Origin of the sequence: Nocardioides sp. NPDC057767 (assembly GCF_042798275.1) — a bacterium.
Taxonomy (GTDB): domain Bacteria; phylum Actinomycetota; class Actinomycetes; order Propionibacteriales; family Nocardioidaceae; genus Nocardioides.
The window spans coordinates 28,166-45,033 of record NZ_JBHVKJ010000037.1 but is presented as its reverse complement, the minus strand read 5'-3'; the positions used below and the strand labels follow the sequence as shown (position 1 = coordinate 45,033).

General features: G+C 68.2%; 19 protein-coding genes. 10 read left to right on the top strand and 9 right to left on the bottom strand.

Annotated elements, in window-relative coordinates:
- Positions 1-147: 147 nt before the first annotated feature.
- Entirely contained in the window at positions 148-1,911 is a 1,764-nt protein-coding gene (gene arc, locus ACFVDI_RS19175; protein WP_328530406.1) for a proteasome ATPase, read from the top strand.
- Positions 1,912-2,065: 154 nt separating this feature from the next.
- Here arc and ACFVDI_RS19170 read toward each other — a convergent pair whose 3' ends face one another.
- Positions 2,066-2,371, bottom strand: coding sequence for a hypothetical protein (locus ACFVDI_RS19170; RefSeq protein ID WP_378908135.1), 306 nt, complete (start codon positions 2,369-2,371; stop codon positions 2,066-2,068).
- A gap of 72 nt (positions 2,372-2,443) precedes the next feature.
- On the opposite strand from ACFVDI_RS19170, the gene ACFVDI_RS19165 reads away from it, so the two are divergent.
- Positions 2,444-3,058: a TetR/AcrR family transcriptional regulator gene (locus tag ACFVDI_RS19165; protein ID WP_378908133.1), complete on the top strand. Its 615-nt coding sequence runs from the start codon at positions 2,444-2,446 to the stop codon at positions 3,056-3,058.
- A 192-nt stretch (positions 3,059-3,250) separates the two neighbouring features.
- Here the strand turns inward: ACFVDI_RS19165 and ACFVDI_RS19160 are convergent, their stop codons facing one another.
- Together ACFVDI_RS19160 and ACFVDI_RS19155 are read right to left on the bottom strand one after the other, a co-directional pair.
- On the bottom strand, positions 3,251-3,712 hold the full coding sequence (locus ACFVDI_RS19160) for a GDYXXLXY domain-containing protein (protein ID WP_378908131.1): 462 nt from the start codon (positions 3,710-3,712) through the stop codon (positions 3,251-3,253).
- Positions 3,709-4,878: a DUF2157 domain-containing protein gene (locus ACFVDI_RS19155; protein ID WP_378908129.1), complete on the bottom strand. Its 1,170-nt coding sequence runs from the start codon at positions 4,876-4,878 to the stop codon at positions 3,709-3,711. The genes ACFVDI_RS19160 and ACFVDI_RS19155 overlap by 4 nt, the downstream gene beginning before the upstream one ends.
- Before the next feature lie 169 nt (positions 4,879-5,047).
- On the opposite strand from ACFVDI_RS19155, the gene ACFVDI_RS19150 reads away from it, so the two are divergent.
- Complete coding sequence (locus ACFVDI_RS19150) at positions 5,048-5,170, top strand: hypothetical protein (protein ID WP_378908127.1); 123 nt, start codon at positions 5,048-5,050, stop codon at positions 5,168-5,170.
- A 19-nt stretch (positions 5,171-5,189) separates the two neighbouring features.
- Complete coding sequence (locus tag ACFVDI_RS19145) at positions 5,190-5,531, top strand: hypothetical protein (protein WP_378908125.1); 342 nt, start codon at positions 5,190-5,192, stop codon at positions 5,529-5,531.
- 119 nt (positions 5,532-5,650) lie between these two features.
- Here the strand turns inward: ACFVDI_RS19145 and ACFVDI_RS19140 are convergent, their stop codons facing one another.
- The 3 genes from ACFVDI_RS19140 to ACFVDI_RS19130 form a co-directional block, all read right to left on the bottom strand.
- Complete coding sequence (locus ACFVDI_RS19140; RefSeq protein WP_378908122.1) at positions 5,651-5,902, bottom strand: hypothetical protein; 252 nt, start codon at positions 5,900-5,902, stop codon at positions 5,651-5,653.
- 136 nt (positions 5,903-6,038) lie between these two features.
- Complete coding sequence (locus ACFVDI_RS19135) at positions 6,039-6,659, bottom strand: class I SAM-dependent methyltransferase (protein ID WP_378908120.1); 621 nt, start codon at positions 6,657-6,659, stop codon at positions 6,039-6,041.
- Positions 6,660-6,665: 6 nt separating this feature from the next.
- A complete protein-coding gene (locus ACFVDI_RS19130) occupies positions 6,666-7,292 on the bottom strand; it encodes a GNAT family N-acetyltransferase (protein WP_378908118.1) in 627 nt (208 codons plus the stop codon).
- A gap of 143 nt (positions 7,293-7,435) precedes the next feature.
- Between ACFVDI_RS19130 and dop the strand changes: the two genes are divergently transcribed.
- The 4 genes from dop (at position 7,436) to prcA (ending at position 10,940) form a co-directional block, all read left to right on the top strand.
- Entirely contained in the window at positions 7,436-8,947 is a 1,512-nt protein-coding gene (gene dop / locus ACFVDI_RS19125) for a depupylase/deamidase Dop (protein ID WP_378908115.1), read from the top strand.
- A 116-nt stretch (positions 8,948-9,063) separates the two neighbouring features.
- Entirely contained in the window at positions 9,064-9,261 is a 198-nt protein-coding gene (locus tag ACFVDI_RS19120; RefSeq protein WP_008356645.1) for a ubiquitin-like protein Pup, read from the top strand.
- 3 nt (positions 9,262-9,264) lie between these two features.
- Positions 9,265-10,095: a proteasome subunit beta gene (prcB, locus tag ACFVDI_RS19115; RefSeq protein WP_378908113.1), complete on the top strand. Its 831-nt coding sequence runs from the start codon at positions 9,265-9,267 to the stop codon at positions 10,093-10,095.
- Between the two features lie 2 nt (positions 10,096-10,097).
- The gene (gene prcA, locus ACFVDI_RS19110) at positions 10,098-10,940 is read left to right on the top strand and encodes a proteasome subunit alpha (protein WP_378908110.1); all 843 of its coding nucleotides are present in this window, start codon (positions 10,098-10,100) and stop codon (positions 10,938-10,940) included.
- A gap of 72 nt (positions 10,941-11,012) precedes the next feature.
- On the opposite strand, the gene ACFVDI_RS19105 is transcribed toward prcA, so the two are convergent.
- The 3 genes from ACFVDI_RS19105 to ACFVDI_RS19095 all read right to left on the bottom strand — a co-directional run bounded on the left by ACFVDI_RS19105 (position 11,013) and on the right by ACFVDI_RS19095 (position 14,101).
- Complete coding sequence (locus tag ACFVDI_RS19105; protein ID WP_378908108.1) at positions 11,013-11,894, bottom strand: DMT family transporter; 882 nt, start codon at positions 11,892-11,894, stop codon at positions 11,013-11,015.
- Positions 11,895-12,107: 213 nt separating this feature from the next.
- On the bottom strand, positions 12,108-12,548 hold the full coding sequence (locus ACFVDI_RS19100; RefSeq protein ID WP_378908106.1) for a VOC family protein: 441 nt from the start codon (positions 12,546-12,548) through the stop codon (positions 12,108-12,110).
- Between the two features lie 98 nt (positions 12,549-12,646).
- Positions 12,647-14,101 (bottom strand): SulP family inorganic anion transporter, encoded by a 1,455-nt coding sequence (locus ACFVDI_RS19095; protein WP_378908232.1) that lies wholly within the window; start codon positions 14,099-14,101, stop codon positions 12,647-12,649.
- A gap of 224 nt (positions 14,102-14,325) precedes the next feature.
- On the opposite strand from ACFVDI_RS19095, the gene pafA reads away from it, so the two are divergent.
- Positions 14,326-15,687, top strand: a complete 1,362-nt coding sequence (gene pafA / locus ACFVDI_RS19090) for a Pup--protein ligase (RefSeq protein ID WP_378908104.1) — start codon at positions 14,326-14,328, stop codon at positions 15,685-15,687.
- A 202-nt stretch (positions 15,688-15,889) separates the two neighbouring features.
- The gene (locus ACFVDI_RS19085) at positions 15,890-16,867 is read left to right on the top strand and encodes an FKBP-type peptidyl-prolyl cis-trans isomerase (RefSeq protein ID WP_378908101.1); all 978 of its coding nucleotides are present in this window, start codon (positions 15,890-15,892) and stop codon (positions 16,865-16,867) included.
- Position 16,868 lies beyond the last annotated feature (1 nt).

The following is a 16,868-nucleotide window of genomic DNA, read 5'->3' as shown; positions in this document are numbered from 1 at the left end:
TCCGCTCCGTGGCCGTCCGTGTTTCCGACGTGCCACGGGTCGACACGAACCGGTCGAAGTCGACCGAATAGTGTCCAACACCGGTAAATCCTTCTCCTCTCCTACCCCTCCGCCTTGTAGGGTCGAGGAAGTAGAGGAGGTGTGCTGATGTCGACATCCGATGGATTCCATTCCGAGGGGCGCAGCCCCGAGGAGCTCGAGAGTCATGTCCGTTTCCTCGAAGCTGAGGTGACCGACCTGCGGCACAGGCTGACCGAGATGCCCGGATCTTCGCGTGGCCTGGAGGCGCGGCTCGCAGACGCGCAGCGCTCCCTGGCCGCCGTGACGTCGCAGAACGAGCGACTCACCGTGACGCTTCGGGATGCCCGAGACCAGATCATCAAGCTCAAGGAGGAGGTCGACCGGCTGGCACAGCCGCCAGCAGGCTTCGGCACCTTCATCGAGCGCAACGAGGACGACTCGATCGATGTCTTCACCGGGGGGCGCAAGCTCCGGGTGACCGCATCGCCCAACGTCGACCTGGACGAGCTGCGCTATGGCCAGGAGGTCATGCTCAACGAGGCGCTCAACGTCGTGGCCGCGATGGAGTTCGAGAAGGTCGGCGAGGTGGTGATGTTCAAGGAGCTGCTCGCCGACGGTGAGCGCGCCCTGGTGATCGCCAACGCCGACGAGGAGCGCGTCGTGCGGCTCGCCGAGCCGCTCCTCAACGACGCCATCCGCGCTGGTGACTCACTACTCCTCGAACCGCGCTCGGGATATGTCTACGAGAAGGTCCCCAAGTCCGAGGTCGAGGAGCTCGTCCTGGAGGAGGTGCCCGACATCTCCTACCAGTCGATCGGTGGCCTCAGCGGCCAGATCGAGCAGATCCAGGACGCGGTCGAGCTGCCCTACCTCTACCCGGAGCTCTTCATCGAGCACCAGCTCAAGCCGCCGAAGGGCGTGCTGCTCTACGGCCCTCCGGGATGTGGCAAGACCCTGATCGCGAAGGCCGTCGCCAACTCGTTGGCGAAGAAGGTCGCGGCGAAGACGGGGGCGGACGGCAAGTCCTACTTCCTCAACATCAAGGGCCCCGAGCTCCTCAACAAGTACGTCGGTGAGACCGAGCGCCACATCCGCCTGGTCTTCCAGCGTGCTCGTGAGAAGGCCGCGGCCGGCACCCCGGTGATCGTCTTCTTCGACGAGATGGACTCGCTGTTCCGTACGCGTGGCACCGGTGTCTCCTCCGACGTGGAGAACACCATCGTCCCGCAGCTCCTCTCCGAGATCGACGGTGTCGAGGCGCTGGAGAACGTGCTGGTCATCGGTGCCTCCAACCGTGAGGACATGATCGACCCGGCGATCCTTCGCCCGGGCCGTCTGGACGTGAAGATCAAGATCGAGCGTCCCGACGCCGAGGGTGCCCGCGACATCTTCTCGAAGTACCTGGTCCCCGACCTGCCGCTGCACCCGACCGACGTGGGCGAGTTCAACGGCGACAAGCAGGCCACCGTCGACGAGCTCATCCGCACGGTCGTCGAGCGGATGTACACGGAGTCCGAGGAGAACCGCTTCCTGGAGGTCACCTACGCCAACGGTGACAAGGAGATCCTCTACTTCAAGGACTTCAACTCCGGCGCGATGATCCAGAACATCGTCGACCGGGCCAAGAAGATGGCCATCAAGTCCTTCCTGGACTCCGGCGAGGACGCCGCCCAGAAGGGCCTGCGGGTGCAGCATCTGCTCCAGGCCTGCGTGGACGAGTTCAAGGAGAACGAGGACCTCCCCAACACCACCAACCCCGACGACTGGGCCCGCATCTCCGGCAAGAAGGGCGAGCGGATCGTCTTCATCCGCACCCTCATCACCGGCAAGCAGGGCACCGAGCCCGGCCGTTCGATCGAGCAGGTGTCCAACACGGGTCAATACCTGTAAACAGATCACCTGATGATCCGCCCGTGACCTGCGGTCTTGGTCACGGGCGGATTTCGTGTGGCGGGCGGTTGATTCGAGCATCTGCGGGCCCATCCTGAGTGAGCCTTCATGGAAGGCTCACGGGGCCCTTCGTCCGGAGCGAGGCTTGTCGTGGTCAGCGGTGAGCCGTGTTGTTCCCTGCCGAAGCGCCGGTCGCCGGTTCCTTGCTCTGTGTGATGGCGGGGCGGTCGGGTTCGGGATCAGATCGCGAGTTCGCGCCAGTGGCGGGCGAACCCAGTGGGGTCATGGTCGCGGCGGTGCTCCGAGTTGGCGTGGTGCCTTGTGGCTCAGCGGTGGGGGACGTGTGCCGGGCGGAGCGGTGCTTGTCGAGGAAGTAGACCATCGTCACGCCTCCCATGATGATCGTGGAGGTCAGAGTGGCGGCGATGATGAAACCGATGAGGTGGTCGTTGGTGGTCATGGTTGACCCTCCTGTTCGCTGTCAATAACCTAACGCTACGCGTAGCGTATCGATTCCAGGAAGGACTGTCCCATGGGCACTGGTCGCTCGAGCGGTGATTCCATCGATGGTGGTCGCGGCGGCCGTCCGCGTCGCGGGGAAATCGACCGCAGCATCAATGAGGCGGCACTGCGTCTGCTTCGTTCGGGCGGTCCCGCTGCAGTCACCGTCGAAGCGGTGGCATCCGCGTCCGGTGTTGCGAAGACGACGATCTATCGACGTAGCCCCGATCGTGACGCCGTGCTGCGTGCCGCGCTGCAGGCCGCGATCCGTCCCCCCGCGGAGCCGGTGGGGGATAACCCGCGAGAGAGAATCCGCTGGGCTCTTGATCAGACTTGGCACCAGATGTCCGACGTCCTCGGGGGCGGCGGAGTGTCCGCGATCCTGGCGAACACGCATCCGCCGTTCACGGACCTGTTCCGGGGTGTGCTCACGTCGTATGCCAGCGCGCTGGTCGATCTGATTCGAACCGACATGGCGGCGGGCGAGCTTCGTGCGGACCTTGACCCGGACACGGTGGTGAGCTTGCTGATCGGCGCCTACTTGGGAGAACTGGTTCGTCGGGGAAGCGTCGATGCGACATTCAGCGAGAGGTGTGTGGACGTGATGTGGGTGGCCATGGGTGCCGGGGGTCTCGGCAGTCGCTGACCTGACCGGTCCCACGGTGGCGTGCGATGTCTGCTGGCGATCAGCAACGATGGCCAGCGTCGCCGGGAGGCCGACAGACCCAAGCCGTTCGATCGAGCAGGCTTCCCAACACGGGTCGATATTCGTAGCAGAGTCTGTACGCAGGGGCCCGCTCCCGTTCGGGTGCGGGCCCTGCGGCGTATCGGTGTCCTTTCAGCGCGCCTGGACCGAGACGAGCGCCGCGTTCCCGCGCGAGTCGACCTTCACCACCGCGACGGCGTGGCCGCCGCGGACGTCGCTCTCGATCTCCCGGGCCCGGTCCTGCGGGACGAAGAGGCTCTCGATGCCGCAGCTGAGGCTCCAGCCTTCGTCGTGGCACTTCAGGAAAACCCCCTCGGCCGGCCGGTCGGTGGCGATGCCGGTGGCCTCCCAGACCTGGCCGCGCCGTGTCAGCGAGACGTACGCGTCGCCGGTCTCCTTGGTCGTACGCGTGCTGATGCCGGGATAGGAGAGGTCGACGTAGGCGCCTCGGAAGGGGTCGATCGGGTCGACCGGTTCGACGCGGAGTCTGATCTCCTCGCCGGTGGCGCGTGCCGAGAGCTGGCCGGCGACGGCGACTCCGACGAGACCGAGATTGACGAGGCAGACGAGTGCCACTCGGGTGCGAGCGTTCATGACAGGGCCTCACTGAGGTTGGCGGCCACGCCTCGGCGGGCACGATCGAAGACGAAGCCGGTCGCGAGCAGGAGCACGCCGAGCAGCAGGAAGAGGGTCGCGCCGGACATGATCGGCGCGAAGACGGCAAAGCTCTGCATGGTCGTGAAGACGACGAGCGCACCGGTGGCGAGCACGACGAGCAGGGTCCGGTCGCGCACGGAGCCGTCGACGGCGACCGCACCGGCGACGACGACGTACACCGCGATGCTGACGAAAGCGGACAGCCACGCCTCGCCCGAGACCGAGCCGAGGTCGTCCACCTGCGGGTCCCACGCCACCAGCGCGAGCCCGATCGGCACGATGAGGGCCGAGGCCAGCACCTCCCACCGCGACAGCCCGGCGGTGCGCAGCGCCGTGACTGCGACCAGGAGCCCCGCGATCACCAGCGCCACGACGAGGGTGGGGCTCCACGCCAGGTCCCGGTCGCCGATCTGTGGGATGGCGGCGACGAAGAGGCCTCCCAGGACGAGTACGCCGCCCGCCAGCCGCCACACCTGGGCGAAGGTCTCCAGGCGCCGGTCGTGCAGCGCGGCCATCGCCGTGGCGACCACACCCCCGACCAGCACCGCGAAGACTCCGGCGAACGTGCTCTCGCTGCTCGCCACCACCTGCCAGTCGAACCAGATCGTCGTGGTCACGATGCCGACGACCAGCGGTGCCAGTGCACCGCTCGCGTAGGCGTAGCCGAGCGCCCCGAGTCCCCAGAACCCCACCAGCGAAGGCTCGTACGCCGGCACCTGGAGGCTCTGCGCGGCCTGGAAGATCACGCCGCCGAAGCTCATCGCCGCGATGCCGCGGAACGCACCGCGCAAGGGCCGGGGGAGCGGGATCGTCTCCGCCGCGGCGGTGAACGCGAGCCAGATGACGACGATCCCGACGAACCGCACCAGCGGGGTCAGTGCGTCCAGGTTGGTCGCCACGAGCCACACCAGCCCGACGCCGAGGAACGCGCCACCGAGGTAGGAGATGACACGCGTCAGCGAGTTGGCGTGGGAGGCGACGTACTGCCTCTTGATCGTCTCCGCGGCGTCCTCGGTCAGGAGGCCCTCGCTCACCCACCGGGCGGTCTCGTTGTTCAGCCAGTCGAGCCGCCTCGGCGCGATGGGCCGTACGTCTGTGTCCATGTGACCATTGCACCGGCTCGCGGGGGAGCGGCGCGTGAGTCCACGTACTCAACTCCTCGGGCCGTGCGACCTTGACGCCTGAGGTCATTTCGGCTGCGCAGGCTGGGCCAGCGGCGATAGCCTTCGGGTATTCGCGGGGACTGCTCGCGCGATGCGGACGGAGAGACGTGTGGCAGCGTGGTTGTTGATCCTGGTCGGGGCAGCGGCGCTCGTGGTGGTGGCTGCCGTCGTGGCTCTGGTCCGGGCGCTCTCCGGTCGAGCCGAGCCGGGCGGCACGGACCCCACCTTCTGATCCTCTAAGGTTGAACGACGTGGCAGACGACATGGGGCGCAAGGACATCGAGGCCGGGTTGGAGACCCGTCATGAGCTGGGAGATGCCTTCGACGCCGAGCTGGTCGCCGGTTTCGCCGACCGCATCGAGAAGACCGTCCAGGAGCGGGTCGGTGCCACCGCCGCCGCCCGCACCCTCGCCGAGCGCAACGAGTCGCGCACCTCGGTCTTCCAGTTCGTGCTCGGTGCCGGTTCGGCCGTCGCCGGCATCCCGATCAGCATCACCCTCGGTGTCACCGACAACCTCGGTGCGCTGGTGATCTCCTGGGCCGGTCTCGTCGGCGTCAACGTCGCCCACGCGCTGCGTACGCGCAAGCGCTGAGGCGGGGGACTGTTCGTCGAGGTATGCAGGAAACATGGCACTTCCCGTGCGGAACTCCGCTAGGGAAGTGCCAGTTCGTCTGCATACCTTGACGAACAGACAGCCCGACCGAGCGACCCTCAGGGCGCCGTGGTGGGAGCCGGGGCGCGCTGAGGTCGCTGCTGCTGCCACTCACGTGCACTGGTCACGTAGATGGCGGAGTTGAGGACCACGCCGAGCAGGAAGCCGAACTGCCCTGTGACGAGGGCGAAGGCGGTCCAGGGGATCTGGGTGACGAGCAGGAAGTGCTGCGCCCACCAGACCTTCCTGCCGACGAGCGCCGTTCCGGCGACTCCGAGAAGGGTCAAGGCATAGGACCAGAGATCGGTCACGAGGGTGCGAAGGCTTTCTCAAACGTGCATGCGGTGGCCCGGGTTCGCTGGTCCCGAGTTGCGGCGAAGATTCGCTTGGTAGAAATCTTGACGTCTGCGGCTGGGTATCGTCAAAGTGACGCTAATGTGCGTCGCGTCACGCCGAAGCGCGCCCCGCGGACACGTATCCCCACGGCTTGGAGGGGGCCGGGCCGGGGAGGTAGTCCTGCTGGAGGAGCTCGACCTGAAATCCCTGGTCGGCCAGGAGTTGCGGGATGTCGCGAGTGAGGTGGCAGCCGCCGAAGAGACGCTGCTGGAGGCCGTCGAGGCGGTGCTGCCAGCGGGCGACCGCGGGGTCGGGGGAGAGGCCGTGCTCGAGGAAGCCGATGGTGCCACCCGGGCGCAGGACGCGGCGCAGCTCGGTGAGCGCGCCCGCGACGTCGGGGATGGTGCACAGCGAGAAGGTGACGAGTCCGGTGTCGACCGAGGTGTCCGCGAGCGGGAGGTGGGCGCCGTCGAGGCCGACGCGGCTCACCGGGACCGAGGCGCCGGCACGCCGGGTCGCGGAGAGCTCCCAGGCCACGTCGGACGGCTCGACGGCGATGATCCCGGTGACCGCGGCCGGATAGCGGCCGATGTTGCTGCCGCTGCCGAAGCCGATCTCGACGACCTGGCCGTGGAGCCCCTCGCAGGCCTGCTCACGCAGCGGGTCGAGCTGCGGGATCCCACAGGTGCGGTTCACGATGTGGGGCACCACCCGCGCTTCCCAGAGTCCCATGAGAGATCACTCCTCCATCTCGCCGGTCCACTGGACCCCGAGGAGCAGCGTGTCCTCGGTCTCGGCGATCGTCGTGAACCCGACCCGCCGGTAGAACCCGATCGCACGGGAGTTGGCCGTGCTGACGCCGAGGTGGGCGCCGCGTACGCCGGCGACGTGGAAGGCGCCGAGCATCATCCCGATCAGCTCCTTGCCGACGCCTTGGCCCTGGGCGCGGGGGAGGAGGTTGATGTGCAGGTGTGCTGGATATTCGCTCAGCAGCTCGCTGGGCGTACGCGCCGGCCGATGGATCAGAGAGCGCAGTCGGGCGTTCCAGTCGCTGCGGTCGTGGTCAGGCCCGGGATCGGGGTTGACCACCCGCAGCGCGGGCCACCAGTCCGCCTCGCACTCCTTCTCGAAGGCGCGGGTGAACGGGGTGCCGACGACGTAGCCCACCACGCCCTCGGAGTCGACCGCCACGAAACCGAGCCCGAGGCGGAGCACGATGTAGGGCGCGGCGTAGATGTTGCCCGGCAGCCGCGGGTCGTCGTAGAACTCGGTGGCGTCCTCGCCCGATGCCCCGGTCAGCAGACAGATCGAGAAGAGATCGTCGAGGTCGTCGGCGGTGGCCCGCCGGATCTCAGGAGTGCCCATGGACCAACCTCACCATGACCGCTGCCACGTTCCCTGCACTAGGTCTCCTCCCGGTGCCGCCCAGCCGAACAACCTCGGGCAACCTCAGCGTGGCGTGTGGATGCTCACGTGCCTTCGCGCACGTGGCCGGTAGCCTTGCAGGCATGAGCGTACGACGGGTGATGGGCACGGAGGTCGAATACGGAATTTCCGTGGCCGGACAGCCCCAGGCGAACCCGATGGTCGCCTCGAGCCAGGTCGTCAATGCGTACGCATCCTCGACCCTGAGGGCGAGGAGAGCGCGCTGGGACTTCGAGGAGGAGTCTCCGCTGCGCGACGCGCGCGGCTTCGACATGTCCCGGCAGGTGGCCGACCCGAGCCAGCTGACCGACGAGGACCTCGGACTGGCCAACGTCATCCTCACCAACGGCGCCCGGCTCTACGTCGACCACGCCCACCCGGAGTTCTCCTGCCCCGAGGTGACCAACCCGCTGGACGCGGTGCGCTGGGACAAGGCCGGCGAGCAGGTCATGCTCGACGCCTCCCGCGCGGCCGCGCGGCTGCCGGGCAACCCGCAGATCCATCTCTACAAGAACAACACCGACAACAAGGGCGTCTCCTACGGCGCGCACGAGAACTACCTCATGCGCCGGAGCACCGCGTTCGCCGACATCGTCAAGCATCTGACCCCGTTCTTCGTCTCCCGGCAGGTCTTCGCCGGGGCTGGCCGGGTCGGGATCGGCCAGGAGCGCCCCAAGCACGGTTTCCAGATCTCCCAGCGCGCCGACTTCTTCGAGGTCGAGGTCGGGCTGGAGACGACCCTCAAGCGGCCGATCATCAACACACGCGACGAGCCGCACGCCGACCCGGAGAAGTACCGGCGCCTCCACGTGATTCTCGGCGACGCCAACCTGGCCGAGGTCTCGACCTATCTCAAGGTCGGGAGTACGTCACTGGTGCTCGCCATGATCGAGGACGGCTACATCACCCGCGATCTCAGCGTCGACGGCCCGGTCTCCTCGCTGCGCGCGGTCTCCCACGATCCGACGCTGAAGACCCTGATCACGCTCAAGGACGGGCGCAAGCTGACCGGTGTCCAGCTGCAGATGGAGTATCTGGACCTGGCCAAGAAGTTCGTCGAGGAGCGCTACGGCTCCGACGCGGACTACCAGACCAAGGACGTCCTGGAGCGTTGGGAGTCGGTGCTCGACCGCCTCGAGCGCGACCCGATGGAGTGCGCGAACGAGCTCGACTGGGTGGCGAAGTACAAGCTCCTGCTCGGTTACCGCGACCGCGACGGCCTGGAGTGGGACGACCCCAAGCTCCACCTGATCGACCTGCAGTACGCCGACATCCGACCCGAGAAGGGGCTCTACCACCGCCTCGTCCGGGCCGGCCGGATCGAGCGCCTGCTGACCGACGAGCTGGTCGAGAAGGCGATGCACGACCCGCCGACCGACACCCGTGCCTACTTCCGCGGCCGCTGCCTGGAGAAGTACTCCGAGAACGTCGCCGCGGCCAGCTGGGACTCGGTCATCTTCGACCTGCCCGGCCGCGAGTCGCTGCAGCGGGTGCCGACCATCGACCCCTTGCGGGGCACCAAGAAGCACGTGGGCGGACTGCTCGACTCCTCGGAGACCGCGGTCGACCTGTTCAACCGGCTGACCGGTTCCTGACTCGTAGATCGCGACCGTGCCGCATCTCGGTCCAACGTTCGACTTCTGCTTCCTCCCGTAGCGAAATCGGGCATTGTTTCCTCAGGTTTGTCGGTGCTAGTGGATAGGTTGAAGACATGGCACAGGAGCAGAAGCAGCCGAAGAAGTCCTCCGAGACGGAGGAGTCCGTCGAGACCGCGCCCGAGACCGATGTGAACGAGCGCAAGGAAGCGCTTGACTCCGACGTCGACGACATCCTGGACGAGATCGACGACGTCCTGGAGACCAACGCCGAGGACTTCGTGAAGTCCTTCATCCAGAAGGGCGGGCAGTAGCAGATGTCGGAGTCCCGCATCCCGGCGGCCTACATGACGCCGGGCACCTCGTCCTTTGCCGATTTCCTGACCGCCCAGTCGCCAGAGCTGCTCCCGGGGCACAACCCCGCCCCGGGCAACCTGGGTGACATCGCGCCGCACGGCACCACGATCGTCGCGGCCACCTTCCCCGGTGGCGTGATCATCGCCGGTGACCGGCGCGCGACCCAGGGCAACCTGATCGCCGAGCGCGACATGCGCAAGGTGTTCCCGGCCGACGAATACTCCGCGGTCGGCATCGCCGGTTCCGCAGGGCTCGCGGTCGAGCTGGTCAAGCTCTTCCAGACCGAGCTGGAGCACTACGAGAAGATCGAGGGCACCACGCTCTCCATCGAGGGCAAGGCCAGCCGCCTCTCCGCTCTCGTGCGCGGCAACCTCGCGATGGCCATGCAGGGCCTGGTCGTCGTGCCGCTCTTCGCCGGGTTCGACCCCGATGCAGGCGTGGGCAAGATCTATGGCTACGACCCGACCGGCGGCCGCTACGAGCAGACCGGATACGCCGGTGTCGGCTCGGGCTCGCTGTTCGCCAAGGGCGCGCTCAAGAAGCTCTATCGGGCCGACCTCGACGAGGACACCCTGGTCGCGGTCCTGGTCCAGGCGCTCTACGACGCGGCCGACGACGACTCGGCCACCGGTGGCCCCGACCTGTCCCGCAGGCTGTTCCCGCTGGTGCACGTGATCACGGCTGACGGCGGGCGCACCCTGCCCGACGCCGAGGTCGCGGCCGTCGCGGAGTCTGTCATCGCCGGGAGGCTCCAGCGGCCCGACGGTCCCATCGCCGAGCTGGAGGCCTGATCATGAGCACTCCCTTCTACGTCTCCCCAGAGCAGCTGATGCGCGACCGCGCGGACTTCGCGCGCAAGGGCATCTCCCGAGGCCGGGCCCTGGTCTCGCTGCAGTACGCGGACGGCATCGTGTTCGCCTCCGAGAACCCCTCGGCGGCGCTGCACAAGGTGAGCGAGATCTACGACCGGATCGCCTTCGCCGCGGTCGGTCGCTACAACGAGTTCGAGAATCTCCGCATCGCCGGGGTTCGGCTGGCCGACATGCGCGGCTACGCCTACGACCGGCGTGACGTCACCGGCCGCGGCCTGGCCAACGCCTACGCCCAGACCCTCGGCACGATCTTCTCCTCGGGCGGGGAGAAGCCCTACGAGGTCGAGCTGTTCGTGGGCGAGATCGGTGACACCGCGGAGAGCGACCAGCTCTACCGGCTCACCTACGACGGCCAGGTCGTCGACGAGCACGGGTTCGCCGCCATCGGCGGTGCGGCCGAGGCGGTCGGTGGCTACCTCAAGGAGCGCTACAGCGAGGGCGCCAGCCTCGAGGACGCGATCAAGCTGGCCGTCGCCGCGCTCGGTCACACCGAGACCGAGGACCGGGAGATCGAGGCGAAGAACCTCGAGGTCGCGGTCCTCGACCGCACGCGTACGCAGCCGCGCAAGTTCCGCAGGATCCGGCCGGCGACGCTGGTGGAGATCCTGGGCTCCGCGACCGCGACGCCGCAGGTCGAGGAGGCGAAACCCGCTGCGGTCGAGGCGCCCGCCGAGAAGCCCGTGGAGAAGCCCGTCGACCAGGCGCCGTTGGCGCCGCCGGCCGACGACGACGGCGAGCCGCCGATCGCTCCGCCGCTCGACTGACACGAGAAGCCGGGGAGTCTCGGACGCCCTCAGGCGCGCCGGGGACTCCCCGGATTCGCGTCGTGCCCCGGCCTACCCGAGGCCGGCGATCGCGACCAGGATCAGCGCGACCCCGGCGATCGCCGGACCGGCAAGACGCTCGCCGAGGACGGCTGCAGCGGCGATCGCGGCGGCAACCGGCTCCATCAGGCTGGCCACACCGGCCGCACTGCTGCGCGTGGTGCGCAGTCCCGCGTAGAGCAGGCCGTAGGCCAGCGCCATCGTCGCCACGCCGAGATAGACCAGCCACGCCCACACCGCGGCCGAGGACGAGCTGAACGGCCCGCCGCCGAGCAGAGCCAGCGGAACGAGGACGACCGCCCCGACGCCGGTGGCGCCGGCGGTCACCAGCAGCGGACTGCGCCGCCGAGCGAGCGGGCGCCCGACCGCGGTGGTGAGTGCGTACGCAGATCCGGACGCGACCGCGAGCAGCACCCCGGTCACCGGCCGGTCGCCGCCGGCCCGGCTGCCGGCGTACGCCGAGGCCAGGACCAGTCCGGTCAGTGCGGTCGCCAGCACAAGGAGCTGTCGGTGGGTCGGCCGCTGCCGTGCCGCGACGGCCTCGCCCGCCAGGAGGATCGCCGGGGCGATCCCGAGGCTGACGACGGTGGACACGGTCACGCCGGCGGCGACCACGGAGCCGAAGTAGAGCGCTTGGTACAGACCCGTCGAGGCGCCGACGATCACCGTGCGCAGGTCGAGGCGAAGGTCGCACAGGCGGCCGATGAGGAGGAGGACGGCGAGCAGGGCGATCGCGGCGATCAGCATGCGGTAGGCGCTCACCGTGAGCACCGACATCGGCGTGATCGGACGGACGATCTGAAGGACGAGGCCGCCGGTGCCCCACAGGACTCCGGCGAGACAGATCTGGACGAGCCCGAGACGGGCCCCGAAACGGGTACGGAGAGAGGACATCGAAGAGGTGCTCCAGGTTCGACAAGACGGGAAGGACAGCGTCTGGAGCACGCCAAGGAGAGCCGATCCGCGCACTCGACGGCGGATCGGCGAGGCCGCTCCGGTCAGGCGACCGGCGGCGGAAGCAGGCCGAGGTGCTTCGAGGTCATGGCGCGAAGTGTGGCACACGCCCCCGGGCCGGGGCCCGGGCTTTTCGGAGGGTGACCTCCTTCGTCAGCCGACCCGGTCGCTGAGCGAGACGACGATGCCCTCGGGCCCGCGCACGTACGCCATCCGCACGACGTCCTCGTAGACGCCGACGCCCCCGACGAGGCCGTAGCCGTCTGCGGCCACCCGTTCGAGGACCGCATCCAGGTCGTCGACCTCGAAGCAGACGTTGCGCAGGCCCAGCTCGTTGGCCATCGCCTCCGGTGATCCGGGCACGTGGTCGGGACGTACGAACCGGGCGAGCTCGAGAGCCGTGCCGCCGCCCGGCGGACGCAGCATGACCACCTCGCAGCGGGCGCCCGGGATCCCGCAGACGGTGTCGATGAACTCGCCTTCGACGAAGGCGCGCCCCTCGACCTCCAGGCCCAGGGCGACGAAGAAGTCCGTGGCCTTCTCGATGTCGGCGACGGTGACGCCGACGTGGTCGAACCGCAACAGGTGTGTCATGACTGCCATCCTCGTACTCTGCTGGTCGTTGGCGGGTGCCTTCGACAGGGAAACGAGGCCGGCATGCCGATCTCTACACGGTCGGCAGCAGTTTTCGGTCAGTGGCCGGTGAGCTGCCCGGTCAGCCGCTCGTGGCGGTCCGCGCTGGACCGGTTGAGACCGACGATGCGTACGGACTTGTTCTTGGTCGCGTACTTGTGGGTGATCGCGTCCAGCGCCGCGACCGTGGAGGCGTCCCAGATGTGGGAGTCGGAGAGGTCGATGACGATCTCTTCGGGGTCGGCGGCGTACTCGAACTGGGTGTAGAGGTCGTTGCTGGAGGCGAAGAAGAGCTCGCCGGTGACCCGGTAGACCGCGGTCGTGCGCCCGTCGGCGCCCTCGACGAGCTCGCGGTGGGTGTCGGTGAGGTGGGCGACGCGGCGCGCGAAGAGGGTCATCGCGACCAGGACGCCGACGATGACACCGATCGCGAGGTTGCGGGTCGCGACCGTGACCACGACGGTCGTGAGCATCACCGCCGTCTCCGAGCGTGGCATCCGCCGCAGGGTGGCCGGCCGGACCGAGTGCCAGTCGAAGGCGCTGACCGAGACCATGATCATCACCGCGACCAGGGCGGCCATCGGGATCAGGGCCACGACGTCGCCGAACCCGACGACAAGGACGAGCAGGAAGAGGCCGGCCAGGAAGGTGGACAGACGTGTACGCGCGCCGGAGACCTTCACGTTGATCATCGTCTGACCGACCACGGCGCACCCGCCCATGCCACCGAACAGACCGGTGATCAGATTCGCCAAGCCCTGAGCGCGCGCCTCACGGGTCTTGTCGGAGTGGCTGTCGGTGATGTCGTCGACGAGCTTGGCGGTCATCAGCGACTCGAGCAGGCCGACCAGCGCCATGCCGAGGGCGTAGGGGGCGATGATCCGCAGGGTGTCGAAGGTGAGGGGTACGTCGGGCAGGAACCAGGTCGGGAGACTGTCGGGCAGCGTGCCCTGGTCGCCGACGTTCGGGACGTCGACCGCCCCGATGACGGTGAACGCGGTGAGCGCGACGATCGCGACCAGCGGGGCCGGGACGACCTTGTTGATCCGCGGGAAGCCGACGATGACCGCGATGCCGACCGCGATCATCGGGTAGACCGGCCAGGGCACGTCGACCATGTGGACGATCTGTGCCTCGAGGACGAGGATCGCGAGCGCGTTGACGAAGCCGACCATCACCGAGCGGGGGAGGAACCGCATCAGTCTGGCGACCCCGGCGAAAGCCAGCCCGACCTGGATCAGCCCGCCGAGCAGCACCGTCGCGATCAGGTAGTCGTAGCCGTGCTCGCGCATCACCGGCGCGATCACCAGCGCGACCGCGCCGGTGGCCGCCGAGATCATCGCCGGCCGTCCGCCCAGGAACGAGATGGCCACCGCCATCGTGAAGGACGCGAACAGCCCGACTCGGGGGTCGACCCCGGCGATGATCGAGAACGAGATCGCCTCGGGGATCAACGCCAGCGCGACGACGAGGCCGGCCAGCACCTCCGTACGCAGCAGCCGCGGGGACCGCAGTGCGGCGAGGACGCCCGGGTCGTTGGTCGAGGCGGACGAGGGCAGGGGTGATGGCACGAGCCACGATGGTACGGCTGTGCGGCCACGGTCCCGGCTTCGTGAGCGGTGTGAGTTTCGACCCGTCCGACGCCCGGTGGGGGCCGCCGTGCCGGTGGGCGGCGCGGCTCACCGTGTCGTACCTGCGAACGCCTCCGCGGTGACCGTCGACCGTCTAGGGTTTCAGTATGGACAGGCGCATCTTCGGCATCGAGAACGAGTACGGCGTGACCTGCACGTTCCGCGGCCAGCGGCGGCTGAGCCCGGACGAGGTGGCTCGCTACCTCTTCCGCAAGGTGGTGAGCTGGGGCCGCAGCTCGAACGTGTTCCTCCGCAACGGCGCGAGGCTCTACCTCGACGTCGGCTCCCACCCCGAGTACGCCACGCCCGAGTGCGACGACGTGATCTCGACCGTCACCCACGACAAGGCGGGCGAGCGGATCCTGGAGGGGCTGCTCCTCGACGCCGAGCAGCGGCTGCATGACGAGGGCATCGCCGGCGACATCTACCTGTTCAAGAACAACACCGACTCGGCCGGCAACTCCTACGGCTGCCACGAGAACTACATGGTCAGCCGCGCCGGCGAGTTCAGCAAGCTCGCCGACGTGCTCATCCCGTTCCTGGTCACCCGCCAGCTGATCGTCGGTGCCGGCAAGGTCACCCACACCCCGCGGGGTGCCGGGTTCGCGGTCTCCCAGCGTGCCGAGCACATCTGGGAGGGCGTCTCGTCGGCGACGACGAGGTCCCGGCCGATCATCAACACCCGCGACGAGCCGCACGCGGACGCCGAGAAATACCGCCGACTCCACGTGATCGTCGGCGACTCGAACATGTCCGAGACCACCACGATGCTCAAGATCGCGAGCTGTCACCTGGTGCTGCGGATGATCGAGGAGGGCGTCGTCATGCGCGACATGACGATGGAGAACCCGATCCGGGCGATCCGGGAGATCGCCCACGACCTCACCGGTCGCCGCAAGGTGCGGCTGGCCAACGGCCGTGAGGCCAGCGCCCTGGACATCCAGAACGAATACCTGAGCAAGGCGCGGGAGTTCGTCGACCGTCGCGAGATCACCGACCCGACCATGATCGCCGCCCTCGACCTGTGGGAGCGCGGCCTGAAGGCGATCGAGTCCGACGACCTCTCCCTGGTCGACCGCGAGATCGACTGGGTGATCAAGTGGAAGCTGATCGACCGCTATCGCGCCAAGCACGGCCTCCCGCTGGGCCACGCGCGGGTCGCGCAGCTCGACCTCGCCTACCACGACATCCACCGCAACCGCGGGCTCTACTACCTGCTGGAGAAGAAGGGCGCGGTCAAGCGGGCCACCACCGACCTGAAGATCTTCGAGGCCAAGTCGGTGCCCCCGCAGACCACCCGCGCCCGGCTGCGTGGCGAGTTCATCAAGAAGGCCCAGGAGCGCCGCCGCGACTTCACCGTCGACTGGGTCCACCTCAAGCTCAACGACCAGGCCCAGCGCACCGTCCTGTGCAAGGACCCGCTGCGCGCCTACGACGAACGCGTGCAGCGGCTCATCGACGGCATGTGAATCGTCAGTCGACGGCGAGCGGAGCGTTGGCGGTTCAGATCGAGCAGCAGCCCCGCTTCGAGGGAGCGGAGCGACCCGGAAGCGACGGGCGTGTCGTGATGTCCAAGGGTTGGCCGGGGTGGCTTCGCCACGGGGCAACCACCGTACGGATATGGTGTGCTCCGCTGTCGTCTGTCCCTTACCCGTCATGAAGGTTTGCACTGTGCCCACTGCTCCTCGGCCTCGCCTGCGCCATGCGCTGAGCGCGCTGACTGTGTTCCTGCTTCTTCCGGCTCTGGTCGCCTGTGGCGAGAAGGAGACGGGCTACGGCGACGAGACCGTGTCCGGCTTCGACGGGGTCACGGTCTCGGCCGATGTCGAGAAGGCTCCGACGCTGAAGTGGAAGTCGGCGATCTCCTACCCGAAGGACCCCAAGGTCAAGACGCTGACCGAGGGCGACGGCGAGGAGATCCCGAAGGACCGGGGCGTGTTCGCGAAGATCTACATCGGCAACGCCACCACCCTGGACAAGGAGTGGGCCTACGAGAGCCAGGCCGCCGAGGGTGAGGAGCTGCCCGCTGACAAGCCGTGGAGCACGATCCTGAAGGGCGCCAAGGTCGGCGACCGGATCGAGGCGATCGTCGGCTCGGCCGATCTGCTCGGCGAGGGCGGCAACCCGCAGATGGGCATCGGCAACCACGACACGCTGCTGGTCGTCGTCGACGTGGTCAAGGCCGCGGCCGACAAGACGCCGCACGACGTCGACGCCACCGAGCTCCCGAAGGTCGTCGAGAAGAACGGCAAGCCGACCGGGTTCGACTTCACCGGCATCGCCAAGCCGAAGGCTGACGACGTGCTCAAGCGGGTCATCGTCACCGAGGGCGACGGCGAGGAGATCACCACCGACCAGACGGTCACGGCCAACTACCTCGGTATGACCTACGGCGCCAAGAAGCCCTTCGACGAGAGCTTCAGCAAGGAGGCCGTGCCGTTCGCCCTCAACCAGGTGGTCGCGGGCTGGACCAACGGCCTGGAGGGCGTCAAGGTCGGCAGCCGCGTTCTGCTGCAGATCCCGCCGGAGCTGGGCTACGGTGCAGAGGAGAAGCCGGGCCAGGGCGGCACGCCGGGGATCCCGGCCAACAGCACGCTCTACTTCGTCATCGACGTCGTCAAGGCCGAGTCCACCCCGGCGACGCCGTAGC

Bases quoted from the DNA above. Each gene is read 5' to 3' on its own strand.
- arc (WP_328530406.1), top strand. From the start codon at position 148: ATGTCGACATCCGATGGATTCCATTCCGAGGGGCGCAGCCCCGAGGAG.
- ACFVDI_RS19170 (WP_378908135.1), bottom strand. From the start codon at position 2,371: ATGACCACCAACGACCACCTCATCGGTTTCATCATCGCCGCCACTCTG.
- ACFVDI_RS19165 (WP_378908133.1), top strand. From the start codon at position 2,444: ATGGGCACTGGTCGCTCGAGCGGTGATTCCATCGATGGTGGTCGCGGC.
- ACFVDI_RS19160 (WP_378908131.1), bottom strand. From the start codon at position 3,712: ATGAACGCTCGCACCCGAGTGGCACTCGTCTGCCTCGTCAATCTCGGT.
- ACFVDI_RS19155 (WP_378908129.1), bottom strand. From the start codon at position 4,878: ATGGACACAGACGTACGGCCCATCGCGCCGAGGCGGCTCGACTGGCTG.
- ACFVDI_RS19135 (WP_378908120.1), bottom strand. From the start codon at position 6,659: ATGGGACTCTGGGAAGCGCGGGTGGTGCCCCACATCGTGAACCGCACC.
- ACFVDI_RS19130 (WP_378908118.1), bottom strand. From the start codon at position 7,292: ATGGGCACTCCTGAGATCCGGCGGGCCACCGCCGACGACCTCGACGAT.
- dop (WP_378908115.1), top strand. From the start codon at position 7,436: ATGAGCGTACGACGGGTGATGGGCACGGAGGTCGAATACGGAATTTCC.
- ACFVDI_RS19120 (WP_008356645.1), top strand. From the start codon at position 9,064: ATGGCACAGGAGCAGAAGCAGCCGAAGAAGTCCTCCGAGACGGAGGAG.
- prcB (WP_378908113.1), top strand. From the start codon at position 9,265: ATGTCGGAGTCCCGCATCCCGGCGGCCTACATGACGCCGGGCACCTCG.
- prcA (WP_378908110.1), top strand. From the start codon at position 10,098: ATGAGCACTCCCTTCTACGTCTCCCCAGAGCAGCTGATGCGCGACCGC.
- ACFVDI_RS19105 (WP_378908108.1), bottom strand. From the start codon at position 11,894: ATGTCCTCTCTCCGTACCCGTTTCGGGGCCCGTCTCGGGCTCGTCCAG.
- ACFVDI_RS19100 (WP_378908106.1), bottom strand. From the start codon at position 12,548: ATGACACACCTGTTGCGGTTCGACCACGTCGGCGTCACCGTCGCCGAC.
- pafA (WP_378908104.1), top strand. From the start codon at position 14,326: ATGGACAGGCGCATCTTCGGCATCGAGAACGAGTACGGCGTGACCTGC.